Source organism: Hyalangium versicolor (genome assembly GCF_020103695.1).
GTDB lineage: Bacteria > Myxococcota > Myxococcia > Myxococcales > Myxococcaceae > Hyalangium > Hyalangium versicolor.
In genome coordinates this window covers 14,092-33,014 of the sequence record NZ_JAHXBF010000012.1, presented here as the reverse complement: position 1 = coordinate 33,014, position 18,923 = coordinate 14,092, and the positions used below count along the sequence as shown (strand labels likewise).

The window sequence follows — 18,923 nt, the reverse complement described above, 5'->3', positions numbered from 1 at the left end:
CACTGGCGGAGTAGGGGCTCGCCATGTGGAATCGCGCGCGTGCGGGCGGAGCGCCCGGCACCAAACCCATCGAAGTGAACTCAGGGAGGGGAAGATGGACAACATGGATAGCAGCGCCGGGGCTGGCGGCGGCAATGCGCGCGAGCAGGTGAGCACACCGGCCATTCTCTTGATGGTGGTGGGCGGCATCTCCGTCCTGGCGGCGCTGTGGGGCGTCGTCCAGGCGCTCACGGGGGCCAACCAGGCCGCCATGGAGCAGATGCTCAACAACCCGCAGCTCCCAGAGGGAGCGAAGTCCATCCTCGCCGCCACGAGCAAGGGCGGCATCTTCAGCAGCATCTTCCAGCTCGGCCTCGGCGGCGTCACCCTCTTCGGTGGCCTGAAGATGAAGAACCTGGAGAGCTACGGGCTGGCGATGGCGGCCTCCATCATCGCGATCATTCCCTGCTTCGGTTCGTGCTGCTGTATCGGCATTCCGATCGGCATCTGGTCGCTGATCATCCTCAACAAGCCCGAGGTCAAGGCCGCCTTCCCGCGCTCGTAACGGCGATGAGCCGGAGCCCGGCCCGATGCGCGGCGGGGCTCCGTTTCACGGCTCGGGGCGGGGCGAGGTGAAGGAGTCGCCCCGGCGCTCCCCGAGCCGCAGCGGTGGTACCGGCCGCTGCTTGCGCATCCGCACGCAGGCCAGCTGCACCTCCGAGGTGAGGATGCGCCGCGCCGCGTGGAGCCGCACGTAGCCCCGCGCCTGGTAGAAGCGCTCCGCGTTGAGGCTGGCATCCAGGCTCATTCCCCGCGCTCCGGCCCGCCACGCCAACTCCTCCAGCGAGGCCAGCAGCACCGAGCCCACGCCGCACCCCGCCTCCTCGGGCACCACGTAGAGCGCCTCCAGCTCTCCCAGGAAGGCGTCCAGTTGCCCGAAGCCCACCAGGTGCCGGCCGCGCTCGGCCACCAGCACCGTGCGAGGCTGCTCTGGCCGCAGGTACCCCTCCGGGCGCAGCAACTCCACCCACGTCTGGATCTCGCGCGGGGAGTAGGCGCCCTCGCAGAGCGCCTCCACGGAGCGGGAGTGGATCCGCCACAGCGCCGGCCGGTCTCCCGGAGTCGCCGGCCGGAGGCTCAGCCCTCGCGCCAAGGCGTCACGCCACCTTCATGCCCTTGGGGATGACCACCACGCCGCCCGATGTGACGTGGAAGCGCCGCTTGTCTTCCTCCAAGTCATACCCAATCGTCATCCCCGGGGGGATCTCCACGTTCTTGTCGATGATCGCGCGCTTGATGCGGCAGCGCCGGCCGATGGAGACGTTCTCGAAGAGGATGCTGTCCTCCACCTCCGAGTACGAGTGCACGCGGACCTTGGGCGACAGGATGGAGCGGTTCACCGAGCCGCCCGAGATGATGCAGCCCTCGGACACCAGCGAGTCCGTGGCGTTGCCCACGCGCTTGTTGTCCCGGTCCGCGAAGACGAACTTGGCTGGCGGAAGGTTGTGCGCCGCCGTGTAGATGGGCCACCGGTCATTGTAGAGGTTGAAGACGGGGTCCACCTCGGCCAGATCCATGTTGGACTGGAAGTACACGTCGATGTTTCCCACGTCCCGCCAGTAGCCGCGCTCCTTCTCCTCCTGGCCCGCCACCCGGTTCTGCGCGAAGTCGTACACGTACACCGGCGCGCGCTTGTACAACTGGCTGATGATGGACTTGCCGAAGTCGTGCGCGCTGGCCTCGTCCGCCGCGTCCCGCACCACCTCCTGCACCAGCACGTCCGTGCTGAACAGGTAGTTGCCCATGGACGCCAGGCACATCTTCGGATTGCCCGGCATGGGCGGCGGATCCTTGGGCTTCTCCAGGAACTGGCGCATCTGCCCGTCCGGCCCCACGTCGATGATGCCGAACTCGCGGCCCTGCTCGATGGGCACCGGGATGGCGGCCACCGTGCACGCGGCCTTCTTGGCCGTGTGGAAGTCCAGCATCTGCCTCACATCCATGCGGTACACGTGATCCGCGCCGAAGACGAAGATGTAGTCCGGCTCCTCGTCCGTGATGATGTTGAGGTTCTGGTAGATGGCGTCCGCGCTGCCCTTGTACCAGTCCATGCCGGTGCGCATCTGCGCGGGCACCGACTCGACGTAGTGGCCCAGGAAGGCCGTCATCCTCCAGGCCCGGGACAGGTGGTTGTTCAGCGAGTCGCTCTTGTACTGGGTGAGCACCTTCATCCGGTACACGCCCGAGTTCGCGAAGTTGGAGAGAACGAAGTCGATGATGCGGTACCGGCCCCCGAAGGGGACGGCGGGCTTGGCGCGCTCACGCGTGAGCGGCTCGAGCCGGGTCCCTGCACCACCTGCCAGAATCATCGCCAGCAGCTTTGCCATATGCGCGCGGACGTTAGCCGCGCCTCACGGGCCGACAAGGGCGGCAGCGCTCGGCCGCTCCCGTTCGTTGAGTGCCCAACCGCGCTCGCCTCCCCTCTTGAATCCTGGAGAACGCCGGGGCCCCCCACCTGGAATTCCACTCCGGAAGGAAGGACGCGCTACGTGTAGGTGTAGCCCCGTCCCTCGGGGAAGCTCCCGCCTACTCGCTGGGTGGGTTGATCCCCGCCTACATGGCTTCCATCCAGTGAGGCGTGGTATTCCTAGTTTTCGATGGCTTCCGACGAGACGCGGGTCACCAAGATCACCACGGTCAAGGCTCCTAGCGCGGTCAACCGGGATTGCTGCCTCGTTCAGATCCACGGGCCCGAGCTGGGCAAGAAGTACGTGCTGGACGACAGGGAGTACACAATCGGCCGCGACGAGAACAATCAGATCGTCGTGGACCTGGACAACGTATCCCGCCGCCACGCGCGCATCTTTGGCAGTCACGACCGCATGTTCGTGGAGGACCTGAAGTCCACGAACGGCACCTTCCTCAATGATCAGGAGGTGCTCGGTGCGCAGCCGCTGCGCAGCGGTGATTTGATCAAGGTGGGCGGCTCCATCTTCAAGTTCCTGGACGGGGCCAACATCGAGACGCAGTACCACGAGACCATCTACACGCTGACGATCGCGGATGGCCTCACGGGCATCAACAACAAGCGCTACTTCCTCGAGTACCTCGAGCGGGAGATGGGGCGCTCGCACCGCTACCACCGGGCGCTGACGTTGATGATGTTCGACATCGACCACTTCAAGAAGATCAACGACGTGCACGGGCACCTGGCGGGTGACTACGTGCTGCGCGAGCTGGCCCAGTCCATCAAGCGGCTGGTGCGGCGCGAGCAGTGCTTCGCGCGCTACGGCGGCGAGGAGTTCGCGCTGGTGATGCCCGAGGACGGGCCGGACAAGGCGCGGCTGTTCGCGGAGAAGATCCGCAAGCTCATCGAAGAGAAGGCGTTCGTCTTCGAGGACAAGGAGATCCCGGTCACCATCTCCATCGGCGTGGCGGAGATGGAGCGGGACATGACCGAGCCGACGCAGTTCATCAAGGTGGCGGACGCCAACCTGTACCGGGCCAAGAAGGCGGGACGGAACCGGGTGGTCGGGTAGGGCGTGGCGAAGGACTCGCCATCGCGGCTGGCGCGGGCCCTGTTCATCTTCCTGGGGCTGGTGCTGCTGGGCGCCGCTTGGTTGTGGCCGCAGCTCCCCAAGCGCGGCGGTGAGCGGATTGCCGTGGAGCCCGGGCTGACGGGCGTTCTCACGCAGGGGTATTCGTACGCGTGGGTGCTGAAGACGGCCCATGGCGCCTTGCTCGTGGATGCGGGCGCCAATCCTTCGGGCCGGGAGCTGCTGGCGGAGCTGGCGGCGCAGGGCGTGTCGCCGGAGCAGGTGCACACGGTGCTGCTGACGCATGGCCACGTGGACCACTGGGCCGCCGCGCACCTGTTTCCCCAGGCTCGGGTGCTGGCGGGGCCGGGAGAGGCTTCGCTGATGCGAGGGCAGTATCCCGAGAAGAGCCTGGTGGGCCGGCTCACTCGCTCCATGGCCCGTCCTCCCCTGCCGGCGCAGCTCGGGGAGGTGGAGGATGGGCAGGAGCTGGACCTGGATGGAGAGAAGATACGCGTCATCGCGCTGCCGGGGCATACGCCGGGCAGCGTCGCGTATCTGTGGAAGGACGTGCTCTTCGTGGGAGACACGCTGGTGCGCAGCAACCGGGGGCTGGCGCTCTCGCCGTTCATCTTCTCCGAGGACAACAAGGAGTGCCTCCGGTCCCTGCACAAGCTGCGGGACGTGGACTTCTCTCGCGTCGCGGACGGGCACGCCGGGCTCACGGTGGATGCCAAGGAGCAGGTGCTGAAGCTGCTGAAGTAGGCGGTCCCCTCGGAGTTCTCAGCGCCCGATGAGCCGGGCGAGGACCTCGGCCCCGCGCAGAATCACGTCCGGTGGCGAGCAGGTGAAGCAGAGCCGGATGTGGTGGGGGAAGGGACCGAAGCTGGGGCCCGGCGCCACGAGCAGGCGGTTCTCCACGCAGCGCTCCAGGAAGCCCGGCAGGCCCCGCTCGTCCAGGTGGCGGGCCACGTCCACGAAGAGGAAGGTGCTGCCCTCGGGCGGTGGCATTCCCAGGCGGGCGGCCACCTTGCGGCCCGTGTCCGCGTACTGTGCTGCAGCCTTGGCGGCCCACTGGGTCCCGGGGCCCTGCAGGGCGCGCATGCCGGCAATCTGCGCGGCGGTGGGAGCGCTGTAGAAGGCGTGGGTGCTCACCTTGCGCAGCTGCTCCATCGCCTCGGTGGGGCCGATCACCCAGCCGCAGCGGTTGCCGGCCATTCCGTACGACTTGCTGAAGCTCCAGGCGGACAGCGTGCGCTCGGGGGCGAGGGAGCGCGCGTAGATGTGCTCGCCCGTATAGACGTAGTTCTCGTACACCTCGTCCGTGAGCAACCAGAGCCCCTCGCGCCGGGCGAACTCGGCCAGGGCCTCCATCCACGCGCGTGACAGCACCTGGCCCGTGGGGTTGTTCGGCGTGTTGAGATACAGCGCCACCGTGCGCTCGGTGAGCCGTGCGCGGAGGGCTTCAATCAGCTCCTCGGCGCTGTTCAGCCCCAGGAAGGGCACGGGCACCGGCACTCCGTGAAAGGATCGGACGATGCCGGCGATGAGCGGCCAGTAGGGCGCCAGGAGCAGGACCTCTTCGCCGGGAGCCAGCAGTGCTCCCATCATGGCCCCGAGCCCACCGGTGGCCCCCGTGGTGACGAGCACCTGGGAGCGCTCGGTCGGGAGGCCTACGTGGGCCCGGACATGCTCGACGATGGCGTCCAGCAGCGCGGGGTGTCCTTGAACGGGGGCGTAGCGGTGCAGGCCGGGATGGTCGGTGACCCGCAGGTCCTCCATCCGGCAGCCCTCGGGAGGCTCCATCCAGGTGTCTCCCACGTGGAGCGGATACACCTCGCCTTCGAGTTGCTTGAGCCTCTCGGCGAGCGCGCTGTACACCGAGCCCGACATGCTGGTGACGGAGGGAGCGTAGGTAGGGTGGCGCGGCATGGGAGCACCGGGAAGGCGGGGGCCGTCCACGGCGGCTGGCACGATAGCTGGTGCGCAGGGCGCCTCCCAGCTTTGAGCATTCACCTGATCTTCTGGTGGGGGTGACGAGGGCTTCGCCTCACTCAGAGGAGCCAGCGTCTCCCTTTGGGCGCCGCTTGTGTGTGCGAGCGTGGCGCCCCGGCTGTTGGCCGGGTGTGCGCTGGGGGATTCCATGCTCCTTCTGCGGCGGCCCTGGATCGCGCTGGGCGGCCAGGAGCCGTTCCCACTCCGCCTGGAAGACGGCGTCCTCGCGAGGCACGGGGACTCGGGGGATCTTCGCGCGCATGATGCGCTCGATGCGCGCGAGCATGGGGGCGTCCTTCGAGGTGGCGAAGGTGGATGCCACCCCGCTGGCCGCGGCGCGAGCGGTGCGGCCGATGCGGTGCACGTAGTCCTCGGGGGCGTGGGGCAAATCGTAGTTGATGACGTGGCCCACGTCCTCGACATCCAGCCCTCGGGCGGCGATGTCGGTGGCGACGAGGCAGCGGTAGGTTCCCTTGCGGAAGCCCTCCATGGCCTGCTTGCGCTGGTTCTGGGTGCGGTCCGCGTGGAGCACGGCGCATCGGTGGCCGGCTCGCTGCAGGGTGCTGTGCACCTTGTCGGCGCGCTCCTTGGTCCGGGTGAAGACGAGCGCCGTGGCCTCGTCGCGTGCGAGCAGTGCAAGGAGGAGAGGGGACTTCTCCTCGGGCTTGACGAGGTACAGGCGCTGCTCGGCGCGCTCGGCGGGAGTTCCACTGCGGGTCACCTCCACGCGCACGGGGGAGTGTAGTTGCTCGCGGGCGAACCGCGTCACATCCGGGCCCAGCGTCGCGGAGAACAGGAGCGTCTGTCGCTTGCGCGGGAGCGCGGAGAGGATGCGCTCGATCTGGGGCAGGAAGCCCATGTCGAGCATGCGGTCGGCCTCGTCGAGCACCAGGCTCTCGAGGCGGGGGAACTTCGCGGCGCCTGTGTCGAGCAGATCGACCAGCCGGCCTGGGGTGGCCAGCACGAAGGAGGGTTGCTGCTTCAGCGCCTCGACCTGGGCGGCCATGTCCTCGCCGCCGATGACCACGGCGTGGGTGAGGCCACGGGGCTCGGAGAAGAAGCGCACGGGTTCGGCGATCTGCTGCACGAGTTCGCGGGTGGGGGCGAGCACCAGGCCGAGCGTGCCCTTCTTTCCGGCGAAGCGCTCCACGAGGGGGAGCACATAGGCGGCCGTCTTCCCCGTGCCGGTGGCGGCGCAGCCGATGACGTCCTTGCCCGCGAGAGCGGGGGGAATGGTCCGGGCCTGGATGGGGGTGGGTTGCGCGAAGCGTGCGCGGCGCAGGGCCTCGAGGGTTTCGGGCGACAGGCCCAGCTGGGCAAAGGAGGAACTCACAGGGGGGCTACCATGCCACGTACCGGGGGGGCCAAGCGTTGTCTGGTGGATATCCAGAGGACTGGAATTTTTTCCAGTTGAAGAGCGGCCAGTTCCGCTGAATCAGGATGTTGGCCATCAACATCTCGTCATTCATCGAAAGGGCCGTGTGCGTTCATCCCGAAGTGTCATCCCCAGCGGAGTGCCAGGCTTCGATGCCCTCCTGGGCGGTGGCCTGCCTGCCCGTCAGTCCCTGCTCATCACCGGCCAGCCTGGGACGGGCAAGACCATCCTCGCCAGCCAGGTGGCGTTCCACACCGCGGCCGCGGGCACACCGGTGGTGGTGGCCACGACGACCTCGGAGTCCCAGGCCAAGCTGCTCGAAGATCTCGCGGGGTTCTCGTTCTTCAGCCGCGCGCGGCTGGGCGAGGAGCTCTTCTTCCTCAGCATCTACTCGTGGCTCAAGAAGGGCGCCCGGGAAGCGCGAGACATCCTCATCAACACCATTCGTGAGCGGAAGGCGCGCTTGCTCGTGGTGGATGGGCTGCGCTCGGTGCGCGACCTGTGGCAGGACGAGGCGAAGCTGCGCGAGTTCTTCTATGAGCTCTCGGTGGGGCTGGCGACCGTGGATTGCACCGCCATCTTCATTACCGAGTACCCGCTCAGCAAGCTGATCGAGTACCCCGAATCGACGACGGTGGACGGGATCATCTCCCTCTCCTTCGACGAGGGGAGACTCGGCCGCATCCGGCGCGCGGAGGTGGTGAAGCTGCGTGGCATGAAGCACCTGACCGGCCGGCACGTGATGCTCATCGATGGCTCCGGTATCCGCATCCTGCCTCGCATGGAGGCTGTCACCGCGTCGGATGTGGACTTCGTCCCGCCGGAAGGCCGCGCGGCCTTCGGGCTGCCGGAGCTGGATGCCCTGCTGGACGGCGGACTGCCGCTCAACAGCGCGGCGCTCGTGGCCGGGAGCACGGGCGTGGGCAAGACGCTGCTCGGGCTGCACTTCGCGGCGGAGTGCACCGCGCGCGGAGAGAAGGCGCTGGTGTTCACCACCTCGGAGCCCTCGGCGAGCCTCGTTGCCCGAGCAAGGCGAGTCAGCCTCGAACTCCAACCGTTGCTCTCCTCCGGGGCGCTGACCATTCAATACGCTCACTGCTTCGAGCTCGAGGCGGACGAGATCGTCGCGAAGCTGCTGGCCGAGCTCGAGCGCTCGGGCGCCCGGCGCCTGGTCTTCGAGGACGTGGATGTGCTCGAGCGCTCCCTGGAGAACCCCGCCCGGGCGCGTGCCTTCTTTGGCGCCTTGCTGATCCGGCTCCGGAACATGGGGATCTCCGCGCTGTTCACCCGGAAGATCTCCAAGCTGGTGGGGCCGGAGCTGGACTTCAGTGAGTCCCCGCTGGCGAACATCGCCGAGAACCTCCTCTTCATGCGCCATGTGGAACTGCACGGCCGGCTCCACCGGGTGCTGTCCATCCTCAACCTGCGCAACAGCCGGTTCGACCCGAGCCTGCGCGAGTTCGAGATTCGCGACTCAGGGTTGCGGGTGCTGGAGCCGCTGCGCTCCGCGGAGGGGCTCCTGACGGGGGTGGCGCGTCCGCTCGGCATGCCGCGCCAGGAGGCCGGGCTGCCGTGAAGGTCGTCCTGGTGGTGGAGGACGAGGAGGCACTGCTGGAGGTGTTCTCATCGGTGATCACGGACATGGGCCACACGGTGCTCGGGGCGCATGCCGGCGACGAGGCGCTGGGGCTCGCCCGCGCGCACCTGCCCGATCTCATCGTCAGCGATCACATGATGCCGGGGCTGACGGGTGTGGAGCTCATGCGAGCGGTGCAAGGGGATGAGCGGCTTTCGGGGACGCCCTTCATCCTGGTGAGCGCGGTGCAGCCTCAGGGGGCTCATGAGGCGCATGCCTACATGGCCAAGCCGGTGTCCCTGGAGACGTTCGAGCGGGTGGTGGAGGAGGGACTGCATGCCTCCGTCGGGAGGCGAGGGGAGCGGCTGGAGGGAGAGCCCCTGACACAGGCGCCCGAAAACGGGCTGAACCTGGCCCGCGCGGAGATGCTGAGCTGGGTGGCGCATGAGATCAAAACGCCGCTGAGCTCGGCTCGGCTGAATCTCGAGATGATGCTCCGGGACCTGGGCAGCGACGCGCCGGAGGCGCAGCGGAGACGAGGCACCCAGGCGCTTCATCAGCTCGACCGGATGTCGACGCTGGTCAACTCGGTGCTCGAGGCGTCGCAGCTGTCCGACGGGCGTGTCCAGCTTCAGCGTGAGCGGTGCGACTTGAAGGCCTTCCTTCAGGGGGTGGTCCGATACTGGCGGGACACCCGGCCGGACTTCGAATTCAACCTGGCGTTGCCAGCCGAAGAGGCCACGGCCTGGATGGACCCCGAGCGGGTCCGGCAGATCCTCAACAACCTGGTGTCGAACGCCGTCAAGTATGGGGGGACGTCCGCTCCGGTGGTGCTCATGCTGGAGCTGTCTCCTGGGCGGGCGATCGTCGCTGTCACGGACCGGGGCCAGGGGATGGACGCCTCCGAGCTGCCGCGCATCTTCGACCGGTTCCACCGCGCGGAGGGCAGCATGGGCCAGGGGCACGGGTTGGGGCTGTACATCGCGTCGGCGCTGGCGCGGCTGCACGGAGGCACGCTGCAGGTGCGCTCTCAGCGAGGGGAGGGGACCACCTTCACGCTCTCCCTACCGTTGGCCCATTGAGGAGGCATTCCGAGGAAGGCCCTTCGGCACCACTCTTGATGCTTGTACAGTGCGCATCAGGGGGGAGCTCTGTACCCATGGTGACCTTCGAAGTGGATGAAGTGAAAGAAGCCACGGCGCCACCGCCTACGAAGCAACTCGAGGCACTTATCAGTGGAGCGCTCTGGTTTGCTCCCGGGGCAGAGACCCGAGTGCTGGACCCAGGAGGTGTTCATCCCCTGCTCGCGGCGATGCACCATGCCTTTGCCGAACACCGGCCCTTGGTGCTCTCTCCCGACGTTGTTTGGCTCACCATCGCGCAGGGCTTCGCACAGCATGTCCGGCTGAATGCGGAGGCGCTCCAGTCACGCCTCGTGCGGCACAGTGGGCGGCGCTCTCTGGTCGTCGAGGTGGACGCACTGCCAACCGATGGAGCCGGGATTCAAGAGGTTCTCTCCGCGTTTCGCGGACAGCTTCGTGAAGAGATCGGGCTCGGGCTTCCCAGGTTGCTGTCTTGCGACTTCTCGACGAGCACGGACATCGAGCGCATGGCGGGCGATGTCGTGTTGATGGACACGTTCTCTCCGTATTTCGACTTTCTCATGGTGAGCGGGTGCGGCATTCCCCGAGTCACGCTCCTGGGGACATCGGAGGACTGGCGCTCGATTCGCCGCCGCATCGATGTCATCGCCGAGTTCGATCTCGCCTGGTGGACTTCGTCGCTCGTTCCCATCGCGGAGGAGTTCGTACGCGCGTCCGAGGGGAAGCCGGACCGCAAGCTCTGGCAGGAGATCTACAAGCCCCGGGCGGCGTACGGGGCGGAGCGCGTCTCGGGATGGATCGGGAGACTCTTCCCCTATATCGGAGACAATGGTCGCTTCGACCAGCGCAACTCTCTCCTGGAGATGCCGCACGCCAAGATGATGGCGACGGCTGAGAGGACGCGGGGAAACCCTTTCCAGGTGCCCGGGTTCGCGCTGAACGAGGCTCCCTCGACACTCTCCAGCGTGCCGCTCGAGGTCGAGGATCTGCGCCAAGGCACACGTGCCACGTGGGCTCTCGAGGCCGGAGTCCTGGCGGTGGAGGTGGATGGCGGCGGTGCGCTGCTTCCGCGCGTGGGAGTGGTCGTGCGGCGCGGCGAAGTCTCCGTGGCGCAGGTGATCGAGCGGATCCTCTCGGAGCACGAAGCGACGAAGGCCACTCAAGCTAGCAAGTACAGGGGACTCGCGGAACTCAGTGCCCTCTATGATCGCATCAGCCGCGCCACCCTGTTCTCAGGGACTCGGCCCTGGTACCTCCGGGCGTTGGAGGAGCACGACGAGATCCGGATTCCTCTTCAGGCAGACAGGTACACCAGTGTTCGGCCGCTGGTCGATCTCCCGGATGGGACGGTGCTCGCGCTCCACATTGGGGGGAGGCGGCGCCCCGTAGGCATCGTGCGGCTGCGCGCCGATATGCTGGAGCCTGTTCCACCCCCGAGCAAGGACGCGATTCAAAGACTGGCATGGACAGAAGGGACGAGGTCCGTTCTCCAGACCCGTGAGTGGCCTGGGGACATCCCTGTCGTCGGGACTTCGCTCGCGGCGCTGCTGGCCGGTACGCTGGACACCGGAGGTTCCACGGAGCTGCCAGTGGTGGGGATGCTCGCTCAGGATCTTGAGTCTGGGGAACTGGGCCCGAGGCGCTCGAAGCGATAGCGCACTACCAGGTCAATGCCTCAGGCGCCTTTCGAAAGAGGGAGCGCAGTTCCGGATGCGACAGGTGCTGTCGCTGCATCTCCTTCCACACCGTCGGATGGGCCGCTCGCTGGATCCCCTGAACGCATCGATTCAAACGGGGGCGTGAGGCTCCGTTCTCGCGAAGGGAGATGTACTCGAAGAGAAGAGCCCGGTATGCATCGTAGGCTCCAGCTCGAGCAACGGGCAGGTACTCACGAGTGTTGAGCCTGAGGATTCGTCGAGTGTAATCCGCCCGCTCATGAGCCCTTGTTCCTGGCCGGGCCATCGGCTCGAAGTAAAAGGTTCCCCCGAGATCCAGAATCAAGAAGTCCATTGGGTTCTCGTGGCGTGGATCGATGAGCGCGGGGGCACCTTTGCGAGGCGGTCGGACAGTCGCCCCGGTAGGTCTACTGACCTCTACGGGATTACGCGCGCCTGGTGGGAAGACTGCAAACTGGTTGTTCTTGGGGCCATTGCAGAGGCCACAGGCATAGAGGTAGTTGTGCCAAGCGAAGACCTGCTCGGGATACAAGTTTTTGGGCCAGATGTGCTCGACCTCATCAGCGGCCGAGTCCTCGCAGTAGCCGCAGCGCTGAGCGCCTGAACACATCTGCATCAGCAAGCGGCGCACCTCGGCAAAGGTTCGGTTACGCCGGGTGTTGCGCTGGCTGAAGCGCCGCTGTGCCTCCGCGACGCGGTCAGGGTAGTGGGCCAGCGCATTCACCTCGGCCTGCCACTGGGCAAGGCTGCGATGCGCAGCGGTGGATAGAGGCTGTGCGTGCAGCTGGATCACTTGAGATTCCCGGCCTCCAGCCCGCGGACGGTCATAGCCGCAGTGGGTTGGCTCGCGCGCAGCGCTCTCTGCTCGCGGCGCTCGGCAGCGTTCAGACCCTTTCGCACTTCTTTCAGGTTCAGCTCCGCAAGGCGCCCCAGCCGCTGTTTCGAAGCAGGGGAGCGGGCAACCCCCTCACCGAACAAGCCCGTTCCGTAGGCATCGAGCACATTGCCGTATAGAAGCCGCTCGAGTTCCGTGCCCGTGACCTGCTTGGGCGCTTCATCTGTGCCAGGCCTTGGCAGTTGCCATACTGTGCCCACTTCCGCAGCTTGGCACACGAGGGGGCTGTGAGTTGTGACGATGAACTGCAACTTGGGGAAGTGCTCGCGGAACCAGATGCCGACGCGGCGCTGCCAAGTCGGGTGGAGATGGGCGTCGACCTCGTCGATCAGCACCACACCGGGCACATCGACCTTCGTGGGATCCTTGGGATTGAAGATTCGCTTGGGCCCATAGGTGGCCGCGAGCTGACGGACGAGTTCGAAGGTCATGCTGAGGATGGAGCGGTAGCCGTCGCTCAGCTCTTCCACGGGAACGCGATGGCCGTTGCCATCTACGAAGAGCACCTCGCGGGAGGTGATGCTCTCCAGGCGGACTTGGTGGGGAAGGAATCCGGGTTGATTGATGAACTCCATCAGTGGATCGAGCAGGTTTCCTTCGGGATCCTTCTCAAACTTCTTGAACTGGAGCTGCTGGAGCCACCTAAGCCCTTCGGTGAGAGCGACACTCTCGTCGAAGACAGAGAGATGACGGGCAAGGAGAGGTGACGTTGAGAAGAGCTTCTCGTAGTCCTCGTCGCCTCCTGTGAAGCGTCGGAATGGGCCGTACGAAGCGCAGAACCAACCCGCGCCTGCACCCCAGATGCTGCGTTCTGGATCGCTACTACCATCGAAGACGACGCCAATGGGCAGAGCATTTTTGCGCGGCTGAAGCAGGCTGAAGGTCAGGCCGAACTCCAGCCTTCGAGGGGTTCTCGCCTTTTTGGCAGTGGGCTTGTCGTACTTTGCGTCCGAGACGACCGTGAGACGAATGATTGCTGGTCTTCCGGGTCTTCGCCAGCGCGCCCAGTCCTGTCGAAGAGCCATCGCCTCGTCTGGGCCCACAAAGCTCAGCGCAATCGAACGCAAGAGTGAGGACTTTCCAGACCCATTATCTCCTAGGATGACGTGCCAACCAGGAGCCCGGTGGAGAGGTACCTGCCAGTCTAGGTCTCTAATGGCCCGGACGTTCTGGATTGTGAATCGCGTCAGGTACATGGGGCAAGAGACTGGGACAGAGGAAACCGCAGCTCAGCGAGTCGTCTTTCAAAGAGGACGCTTTGGGTTTACTGGCCGGAATTTTACCACCGTGCCCCTTCTGGTGCCCGTTTTCCAGGCCGTACGTTGCTGTACGTGCTGCATGAAGCTCAGGTGCCCTCGCGCTTCTCCGCGAGCTGGCCCTTGATGCCTGGCAGATTCTGCGGCGGCATCTTCGTGTAGATGTATTGCACCGTGTCGTGCAGCGTCGCGTGCGGATCCCTCGCCACGAAGCCCAGCTCGCGCTCCGCCTTCGTGGTGTCCACGTAGAAGAAGTGCTCGCCGATATCCACTTCCTGCGGATCCAGCGTCGGCTTCATGCCTCGGAACTTCGCCCACCGCTCCAGCAGCTTCGCCCCCATCACATTCACCTGCGAGTGCAGCCGCATCCGCGGCGCCGACACTCCCGTCAGCCGCTCGAGCCTGTCGAAGAAGTCCCCCATCGACATGTTCACGCCCATCAGGTGACGGCCGTACAGCTCCCCGCGCGTCAGCGCGTTGAGGAACGCATCCGCCGCGTCCCGAGCATCCACGAAGGACATGCCGCCTCCCGGCATCACCGGGATCTCCCCATTCAGGAACTTCACTATCATCCACGTCGAGGACAGCCGGTCATCCCCAGGTCCCATCAGCAGGCTCGGGTTGAGCACCACCAGCGGAATCGAGTTCTTCCGGCAGTACTCCAGCGCCATCTTCTCTTCGTAGATCTTCGACAGGTAGTACGGCCACCGCCCCACCAGGGTGATCGGGTAGTCGTCCTCCTCGGTGCCGACCCGCTCCTCCTTGGATACGCAGATCGTCCCCGACGTCGACGCGAGGATCAGCCGCTTCACCCCCGCCTCGCGAACGTCCCGCAGCAGCTCGCGCGTGGCGTTCACGTGCAGCTCGTACATCTTCCGTGCGTCTTTATCCTGGAACGAGACCAGCCCCGCCAGGTGATAGACGGCCTCCACGCCCTCCAGCGCCCGGCGCACCGTCTCGCGGTTCTTCAGGTCCCCGTGGATGAACTCCGCCCGAGCCAACCCCTGCGCCACGGGCTTTGTCCGGCCGATCAGCCGCACCTCATGGCCCGCATCGACCAGCTTGGGCACCAGGTGCGTGCCCAGGAATCCAGTGCCTCCCGTCACGAGCAGCTTCACGCGTCTTGCCCTCCCCTGGAGCCCAGCGCTCGCCGCTGCTCCTCCGTCGTCGCTGCCGCATCCAGGTTCAGCACCCGGCCGGCCCTCAGCGCCTTCACGGCCTCCTCGGCCAGCCGCGTGGCGTACCGGTAGCTCTCCGAGCGCGCCATGCCCTGCGTCTTCGTCCGCAGATCCCCGTACCGCAGCGCCGGGCCGATGTGCACCTCCAGCTCCTTGGACTTCGGGAACATGGTGCCCTTGGGCAGCGCCTCGAAGGTGCCCTTGAGGTAGAGCGGCAGCACGTCCACCTCATACGTGAGCGCCAGGAAGCCCAGCGTCGGCTTGAACTCCAGCAGCTCCCCAGTGGTCGAGCGCGTCCCCTCCGGGAAGATGAGCAGGTTGTAGCCCATGCGCAGAGACTCGCCCGCAAGCCGCAGCGACTCGCGCAGGCTTCCGTGGCGATCCATGGGGATCAGATCCGTGAAGTTCTCGAAGTAGGCCCGCTTGAGCGCCGTGTCGAAGAAGTAGTCCCGAGCCGCCAGCGCCACCGTCTTGCGGCCCTGCTCCTCCAGCACCGTGCGGATGAGGCCCGCGTCCAGGTGGCTGGCGTGGTTGGCGATGACGAGGAAGTTCCGGTTCTGCGGAACGAACTGCTTGCCCGTCACCTTCACGTCGAACATGCCGCCGTACAGCACCTTCTGCCCGAATGTCAGAAGCTGCCGGCCCACGTTCGCCACCACCTCCGGCACGGGGATCTCCATCTCTTCGGAGCGCTTGTGGTCCTCGGAGATCTCCTTCGCCCGAGCCTCCGCCGCCGGCCGCCGCCCGGAGGCGACGATCACCTTGCGCAGGTCCTCCACCGTCTGCACCTGCGTCAGATCATTCACCGCGGGCAGCGGCACGCCGGCCTGCTCCAGCGCTACCGAGAGCTCCGTCAGCATCAGCGAGTCGAAGCCCAGGTCCACCGAGAGCCGCGCATCCGGCCGCACGTCCGTCACCGGCCGATTCACCACCTCGGCGATGAGTGGGTAGAGCCAGTCGCTCACGCCACCGGTGCTTGGGTGCGTCACCCGCTCGCGAGCCTTCTCGCCCGTGGAGGCCAGGCGCTCCAGGCGCTTGAGCTCCTCCACCACCAGCTTGCGCTTCACCTTGCGCGTGGAGGTGCGGGGCAGCTCTCCATCCCAGAAGCGCAGCACCTTCACCCGCCGGTAGAAGGGCATGTCCGCGCTCACGTTGCGGAAGTGCTCCTCCAACTCGCGGCGGACCTCCTCGCGCGGGCGCTCCTTGTAGTCCGGCACGCACAGGCAGGCGACCTTCTCGCCCCCGCCGTCCTCCGGAAGGCCGACGATGGACAGCTCCTTGACGTGCGTGTGGACGCCGTACAGATCCTCGAGCTCATCCGGGTACACGTTCTTCCCGTTGGCATCGATGATCACGTCCTTCTGTCGGCCCACCAGGTACAGCCGGCCCTCGGCGTCCAGCCGCCCGAGGTCTCCGGTGTGCAGCCAGCCTTCCTTGATGACGGCCTCGGTGGCCTCTCGGTCCCCGAAGTAGCCCGCCATGATGTTGGGGCCCTTGGCCAGCACCTCGCCGATGCCATCGTTGTCCGGCTGATCGATGCGGATCTCGATGCCCGGCAGCGGCTTGCCCACCGTGCCCGGCTGGCGCTTGTTGGTGGGCTCGGCCACGCTGAGCACCGGCGCGGCCTCGGTGAGGCCATAGCCTTCGGTGATGTTGAAGCCCAGCGCGTGGAAGGCCTTGTGCACGTCATCCGGCAGCGCCGAGCCGCCTGACACCAGGAACTTCACCTTCCCACCGAACTTGCGGTGCACCGGCCAGAACAGCAGCTTGCCCAGGTTCACCGAGCTGCGGTTGCGCAGCTCCCCGTGAGAAGCCATGAGCGCCTTGATGGCCTGCTCCACCACCGGAGGACGGCTGGCCATCTCCTGGGTGATCTTCCGGTGCAGCAGCTGCCACAGCGCCGGCACGCCGACCATCGCCGTGACGCGGCCCGTCTCGAACACCTCGCCGAGCCGGTCCGCCGTCAGCTCGTCGATATAGGTGATCTCCGCGCCACGAGAGAACGGTGTGAGGAACCCGGCGGAGAACTCGAACGTGTGGTGCAGCGGTAGCACGGAGACCAGTCCGTCTCCCACGCCGATGTTGAACGCGCCTGCCAGCTTCGCCACCAGAGCGGCGAAGTTGCGGTGCGTCAGCATCACGCCCTTGGGCGTGCCCGTGGTGCCCGAGGTGAAGATGAGGCTGGCCACGTCATCCGCGGCCGCCGTCTTGCGCACCGGACCGATGCGATCCGGGTACGCCGGATCTCCGGACATGGCCTCGGCTAGGCTGAGCACCTGCGTGGGCTTCTCGGCGGTCGTCAGCGCGCCGACGAGGTTCGGGAAGTCCTCCTCCATGGCCTGCTCGGAGATGAGGCACACCTTGGCCTCGGCGCGGCGGGAGATGTTGACCACCTCCGCTTCGCTGAGCCCCGGATCCACGGGCACCACGGTGGCGCCCGCGCGCAGGATGCCGAAGTAGGAGATGGCCCACTCGGGCCGGTTCTCCGACACCAGCAGCACCCGGTCTCCGTGCTTCACGCCGGCGCGCAAGAGCGCACTGCCCACGCGGGCCGCGTAGCGGTGCACCTCGCCGTAGGTGAAGCGCTCTTCCTTCTCCCCGGCGAACATGCGGAAGGCCACCCGGTGGCGCCACGAGTGCACCGAGGCCTCGAACAGCTCCAGCAGATCGCGGTGCGCGGGGATGACGGTGCGCCGCTGGGTCTCCTCCTCGAGCCCGGGGAACACCCACTTCTCCAGGCCGGGCAGGTGCGTCTCCAGCCAGTACGTGCGCCAGTCGATGTGCTCCGGATCCCAGGGGATCTTCACCCGGTCCGAGTGCGCCATGCGCGTGTAGATCGATCGCGTGTTGTCGCAGCGGAAGACGTATCGGTTCTCCCAGATGAAGGGGAGGAACAGATCGATCATGGCGGACAGGCTGGCGGCCTGCTCGGACACGTCATCCAGCTTCACCTGCGCGCGATCCAGCAGGGCCTGCACCGAGGGCGCGCCCCACTTGGGCCGCACCTCGTCGATGACCTTCTTGAGCAGCTTCACGCCCTGGATGAAGGCCGGGGCGCTGAAGCTTTCGAACTGCTGGCGCGACACGGGCACGGGCTCCACGCGCGAGCGCACCTTGTTCATCAGCGCGTTGCCCGTCTCCTTGTTGCGGTAGTAGCGGCGGCGGTACAGGCCCACCAACTCCACGGAGCGGCTGGCGTAGAAGGGATTCAGGTCCCCCGAAGCCATATGGTAGACGCGCCGCTCCTCCACGGTGAGCGAGTGGGCCGTGATGCCGATGGTGGCACCGGCCACATGGTCCACGGGGACGGTATCCAAGATGGTGCGCTCCCCGGCGGGGATGCTGCGCTGGCCCTTGAGGCCGGCGAACGCCAGCGGCGCGGAGGTGGTGAAGCCCTCGTTCCACCCGGGGAAGGGGAAGTGCTGCGCGCTCTCGACGATAGAGGGGCGGACGATGGAGTAGCGGAGGCCTGGCGTGGCGGCCAGCACCTGCTCGCCCAGGCTCTTGGCGTACGTGTACGTGTTGGGCCAGCCCCAGTGCTTGGCGCGCTCCATGCCGGCGCGCACCAGCTCACCGGACAGCCACAGCTTGCGCTCGCGGCCCACGGCCAGGCGCAGCGTCTTCTCGTCCGAGGCGTCCCGGCCCTCCTCCTCCAGCCGGTCCAGCGCCTTCTTCCGGAAGATGGACGTGAGCGCCTTGTCATCCGCCTGCTCACGCAGCCGGGCGACGATGCGCTCGGCATCCTTCAGCTCCTGCTCCAGGCTGAAGTCGCGGCCATCCATCTCGTCGCGCTTGGGGAAGTAGCCGAGCACCTCCTCGTCCTCGAAGACGAGTCCGCTGCGGTTGCCCGCGACGAAGGCGGTGGACATGTGGATGAGCGGCGCGTTCCACTTGAGCGCCAGCTCCACCGCGTTCTTCACCCCGAGGGTGTTGACGTTGAGGCCCACCTCCAGAGAGGGGTTGAAGGACACCAGTCCCGCGCAGTTGATGATGGCGGCCACCTTGCCGGTGAGCGCGTCGGCCTGGGCGGGCTCTACCCCCATGAGGGGATCGGTGATGTCGCCGTCGAGGATCTCGCACTTCTTGCGGAGGAACTCGAGGGCACCTTCCTCGCCGAGGGCATCCCGCAGCGGCTGGAAGGGCTCGCTGGGGGCGACCTTGTCGAAGAAGCGGCGCTCGGCGGAGGCGGCGCTGCCCTTGCGCACGAGCACGTAGAGCTTGTCCAGCTCCTGGCCGTAGTGGGTCAGGAGCATGCTCAGGGTGACCTTCCCCACGAAGCCGGTGGAGCCGGCGAAGAGAAGGCGCTTGCCGGTGAAGATCTGGGAGACGTTCAGTTCAGGCAGCTGAGTCATGT

14 protein-coding genes are annotated in these 18,923 nt (G+C 66.6%); 6 read left to right on the top strand and 8 right to left on the bottom strand.

The window, feature by feature from the left end; all coding sequences use genetic code 11:
* The first annotated feature begins 94 nt into the window (after positions 1-94).
* Complete coding sequence (locus tag KY501_RS24530; RefSeq protein ID WP_224365719.1) at positions 95-544, top strand: hypothetical protein; 450 nt, start codon at positions 95-97, stop codon at positions 542-544.
* Between the two features lie 45 nt (positions 545-589).
* Here KY501_RS24530 and KY501_RS24525 read toward each other — a convergent pair whose 3' ends face one another.
* Both KY501_RS24525 and glgC read right to left on the bottom strand, forming a co-directional pair.
* A complete protein-coding gene (locus KY501_RS24525) occupies positions 590-1,132 on the bottom strand; it encodes a GNAT family N-acetyltransferase (RefSeq protein ID WP_224365717.1) in 543 nt (180 codons plus the stop codon).
* A gap of 4 nt (positions 1,133-1,136) precedes the next feature.
* Positions 1,137-2,366 carry a glucose-1-phosphate adenylyltransferase gene (gene glgC, locus KY501_RS24520; protein WP_224365715.1) on the bottom strand — a complete coding sequence of 410 codons (1,230 nt, stop codon included), beginning with the start codon at positions 2,364-2,366 and terminating at the stop codon, positions 1,137-1,139.
* Between the two features lie 270 nt (positions 2,367-2,636).
* On the opposite strand from glgC, the gene KY501_RS24515 reads away from it, so the two are divergent.
* Together KY501_RS24515 and KY501_RS24510 are read left to right on the top strand one after the other, a co-directional pair.
* Positions 2,637-3,518 (top strand): GGDEF domain-containing protein, encoded by an 882-nt coding sequence (locus tag KY501_RS24515; protein ID WP_224365713.1) that lies wholly within the window; start codon positions 2,637-2,639, stop codon positions 3,516-3,518.
* A 3-nt stretch (positions 3,519-3,521) separates the two neighbouring features.
* Complete coding sequence (locus tag KY501_RS24510; RefSeq protein ID WP_224365711.1) at positions 3,522-4,280, top strand: MBL fold metallo-hydrolase; 759 nt, start codon at positions 3,522-3,524, stop codon at positions 4,278-4,280.
* Between the two features lie 18 nt (positions 4,281-4,298).
* Here the strand turns inward: KY501_RS24510 and KY501_RS24505 are convergent, their stop codons facing one another.
* Together KY501_RS24505 and KY501_RS24500 are read right to left on the bottom strand one after the other, a co-directional pair.
* Positions 4,299-5,447, bottom strand: a complete 1,149-nt coding sequence (locus tag KY501_RS24505) for a pyridoxal phosphate-dependent aminotransferase (RefSeq protein ID WP_224365709.1) — start codon at positions 5,445-5,447, stop codon at positions 4,299-4,301.
* 118 nt (positions 5,448-5,565) lie between these two features.
* Complete coding sequence (locus tag KY501_RS24500; protein WP_224365707.1) at positions 5,566-6,843, bottom strand: DEAD/DEAH box helicase; 1,278 nt, start codon at positions 6,841-6,843, stop codon at positions 5,566-5,568.
* A 148-nt stretch (positions 6,844-6,991) separates the two neighbouring features.
* Between KY501_RS24500 and KY501_RS24495 the strand changes: the two genes are divergently transcribed.
* From KY501_RS24495 to KY501_RS24485, 3 genes are all read left to right on the top strand, one after another.
* Positions 6,992-8,461, top strand: coding sequence for an ATPase domain-containing protein (locus tag KY501_RS24495; protein ID WP_224365705.1), 1,470 nt, complete (start codon positions 6,992-6,994; stop codon positions 8,459-8,461).
* Complete coding sequence (locus KY501_RS24490; RefSeq protein ID WP_224365703.1) at positions 8,458-9,543, top strand: ATP-binding response regulator; 1,086 nt, start codon at positions 8,458-8,460, stop codon at positions 9,541-9,543. The genes KY501_RS24495 and KY501_RS24490 overlap by 4 nt, the downstream gene beginning before the upstream one ends.
* A 77-nt stretch (positions 9,544-9,620) precedes the next feature.
* Positions 9,621-11,219 carry a DUF4419 domain-containing protein gene (locus tag KY501_RS24485; RefSeq protein WP_224365700.1) on the top strand — a complete coding sequence of 533 codons (1,599 nt, stop codon included), beginning with the start codon at positions 9,621-9,623 and terminating at the stop codon, positions 11,217-11,219.
* 4 nt (positions 11,220-11,223) lie between these two features.
* Here the strand turns inward: KY501_RS24485 and KY501_RS24480 are convergent, their stop codons facing one another.
* From KY501_RS24480 to KY501_RS24465, 4 genes are all read right to left on the bottom strand, one after another.
* Complete coding sequence (locus tag KY501_RS24480) at positions 11,224-12,033, bottom strand: HNH endonuclease family protein (RefSeq protein WP_224365698.1); 810 nt, start codon at positions 12,031-12,033, stop codon at positions 11,224-11,226.
* Positions 12,030-13,202, bottom strand: a complete 1,173-nt coding sequence (locus KY501_RS24475; RefSeq protein WP_224365696.1) for an AAA family ATPase — start codon at positions 13,200-13,202, stop codon at positions 12,030-12,032. The genes KY501_RS24480 and KY501_RS24475 overlap by 4 nt, the downstream gene beginning before the upstream one ends.
* A gap of 278 nt (positions 13,203-13,480) precedes the next feature.
* On the bottom strand, positions 13,481-14,509 hold the full coding sequence (locus KY501_RS24470; protein ID WP_224365694.1) for an NAD-dependent epimerase/dehydratase family protein: 1,029 nt from the start codon (positions 14,507-14,509) through the stop codon (positions 13,481-13,483).
* On the bottom strand, positions 14,506-18,921 hold the full coding sequence (locus KY501_RS24465; protein WP_224365692.1) for an AMP-binding protein: 4,416 nt from the start codon (positions 18,919-18,921) through the stop codon (positions 14,506-14,508). The genes KY501_RS24470 and KY501_RS24465 overlap by 4 nt, the downstream gene beginning before the upstream one ends.
* Positions 18,922-18,923 lie beyond the last annotated feature (2 nt).

Bases quoted from the DNA above. Each gene is read 5' to 3' on its own strand.
- KY501_RS24530 (WP_224365719.1), top strand. From the start codon at position 95: ATGGACAACATGGATAGCAGCGCCGGGGCTGGCGGCGGCAATGCGCGC.
- glgC (WP_224365715.1), bottom strand. From the start codon at position 2,366: ATGGCAAAGCTGCTGGCGATGATTCTGGCAGGTGGTGCAGGGACCCGG.
- KY501_RS24515 (WP_224365713.1), top strand. From the start codon at position 2,637: ATGGCTTCCGACGAGACGCGGGTCACCAAGATCACCACGGTCAAGGCT.
- KY501_RS24505 (WP_224365709.1), bottom strand. From the start codon at position 5,447: ATGCCGCGCCACCCTACCTACGCTCCCTCCGTCACCAGCATGTCGGGC.
- KY501_RS24485 (WP_224365700.1), top strand. From the start codon at position 9,621: ATGGTGACCTTCGAAGTGGATGAAGTGAAAGAAGCCACGGCGCCACCG.
- KY501_RS24465 (WP_224365692.1), bottom strand. From the start codon at position 18,921: ATGACTCAGCTGCCTGAACTGAACGTCTCCCAGATCTTCACCGGCAAG.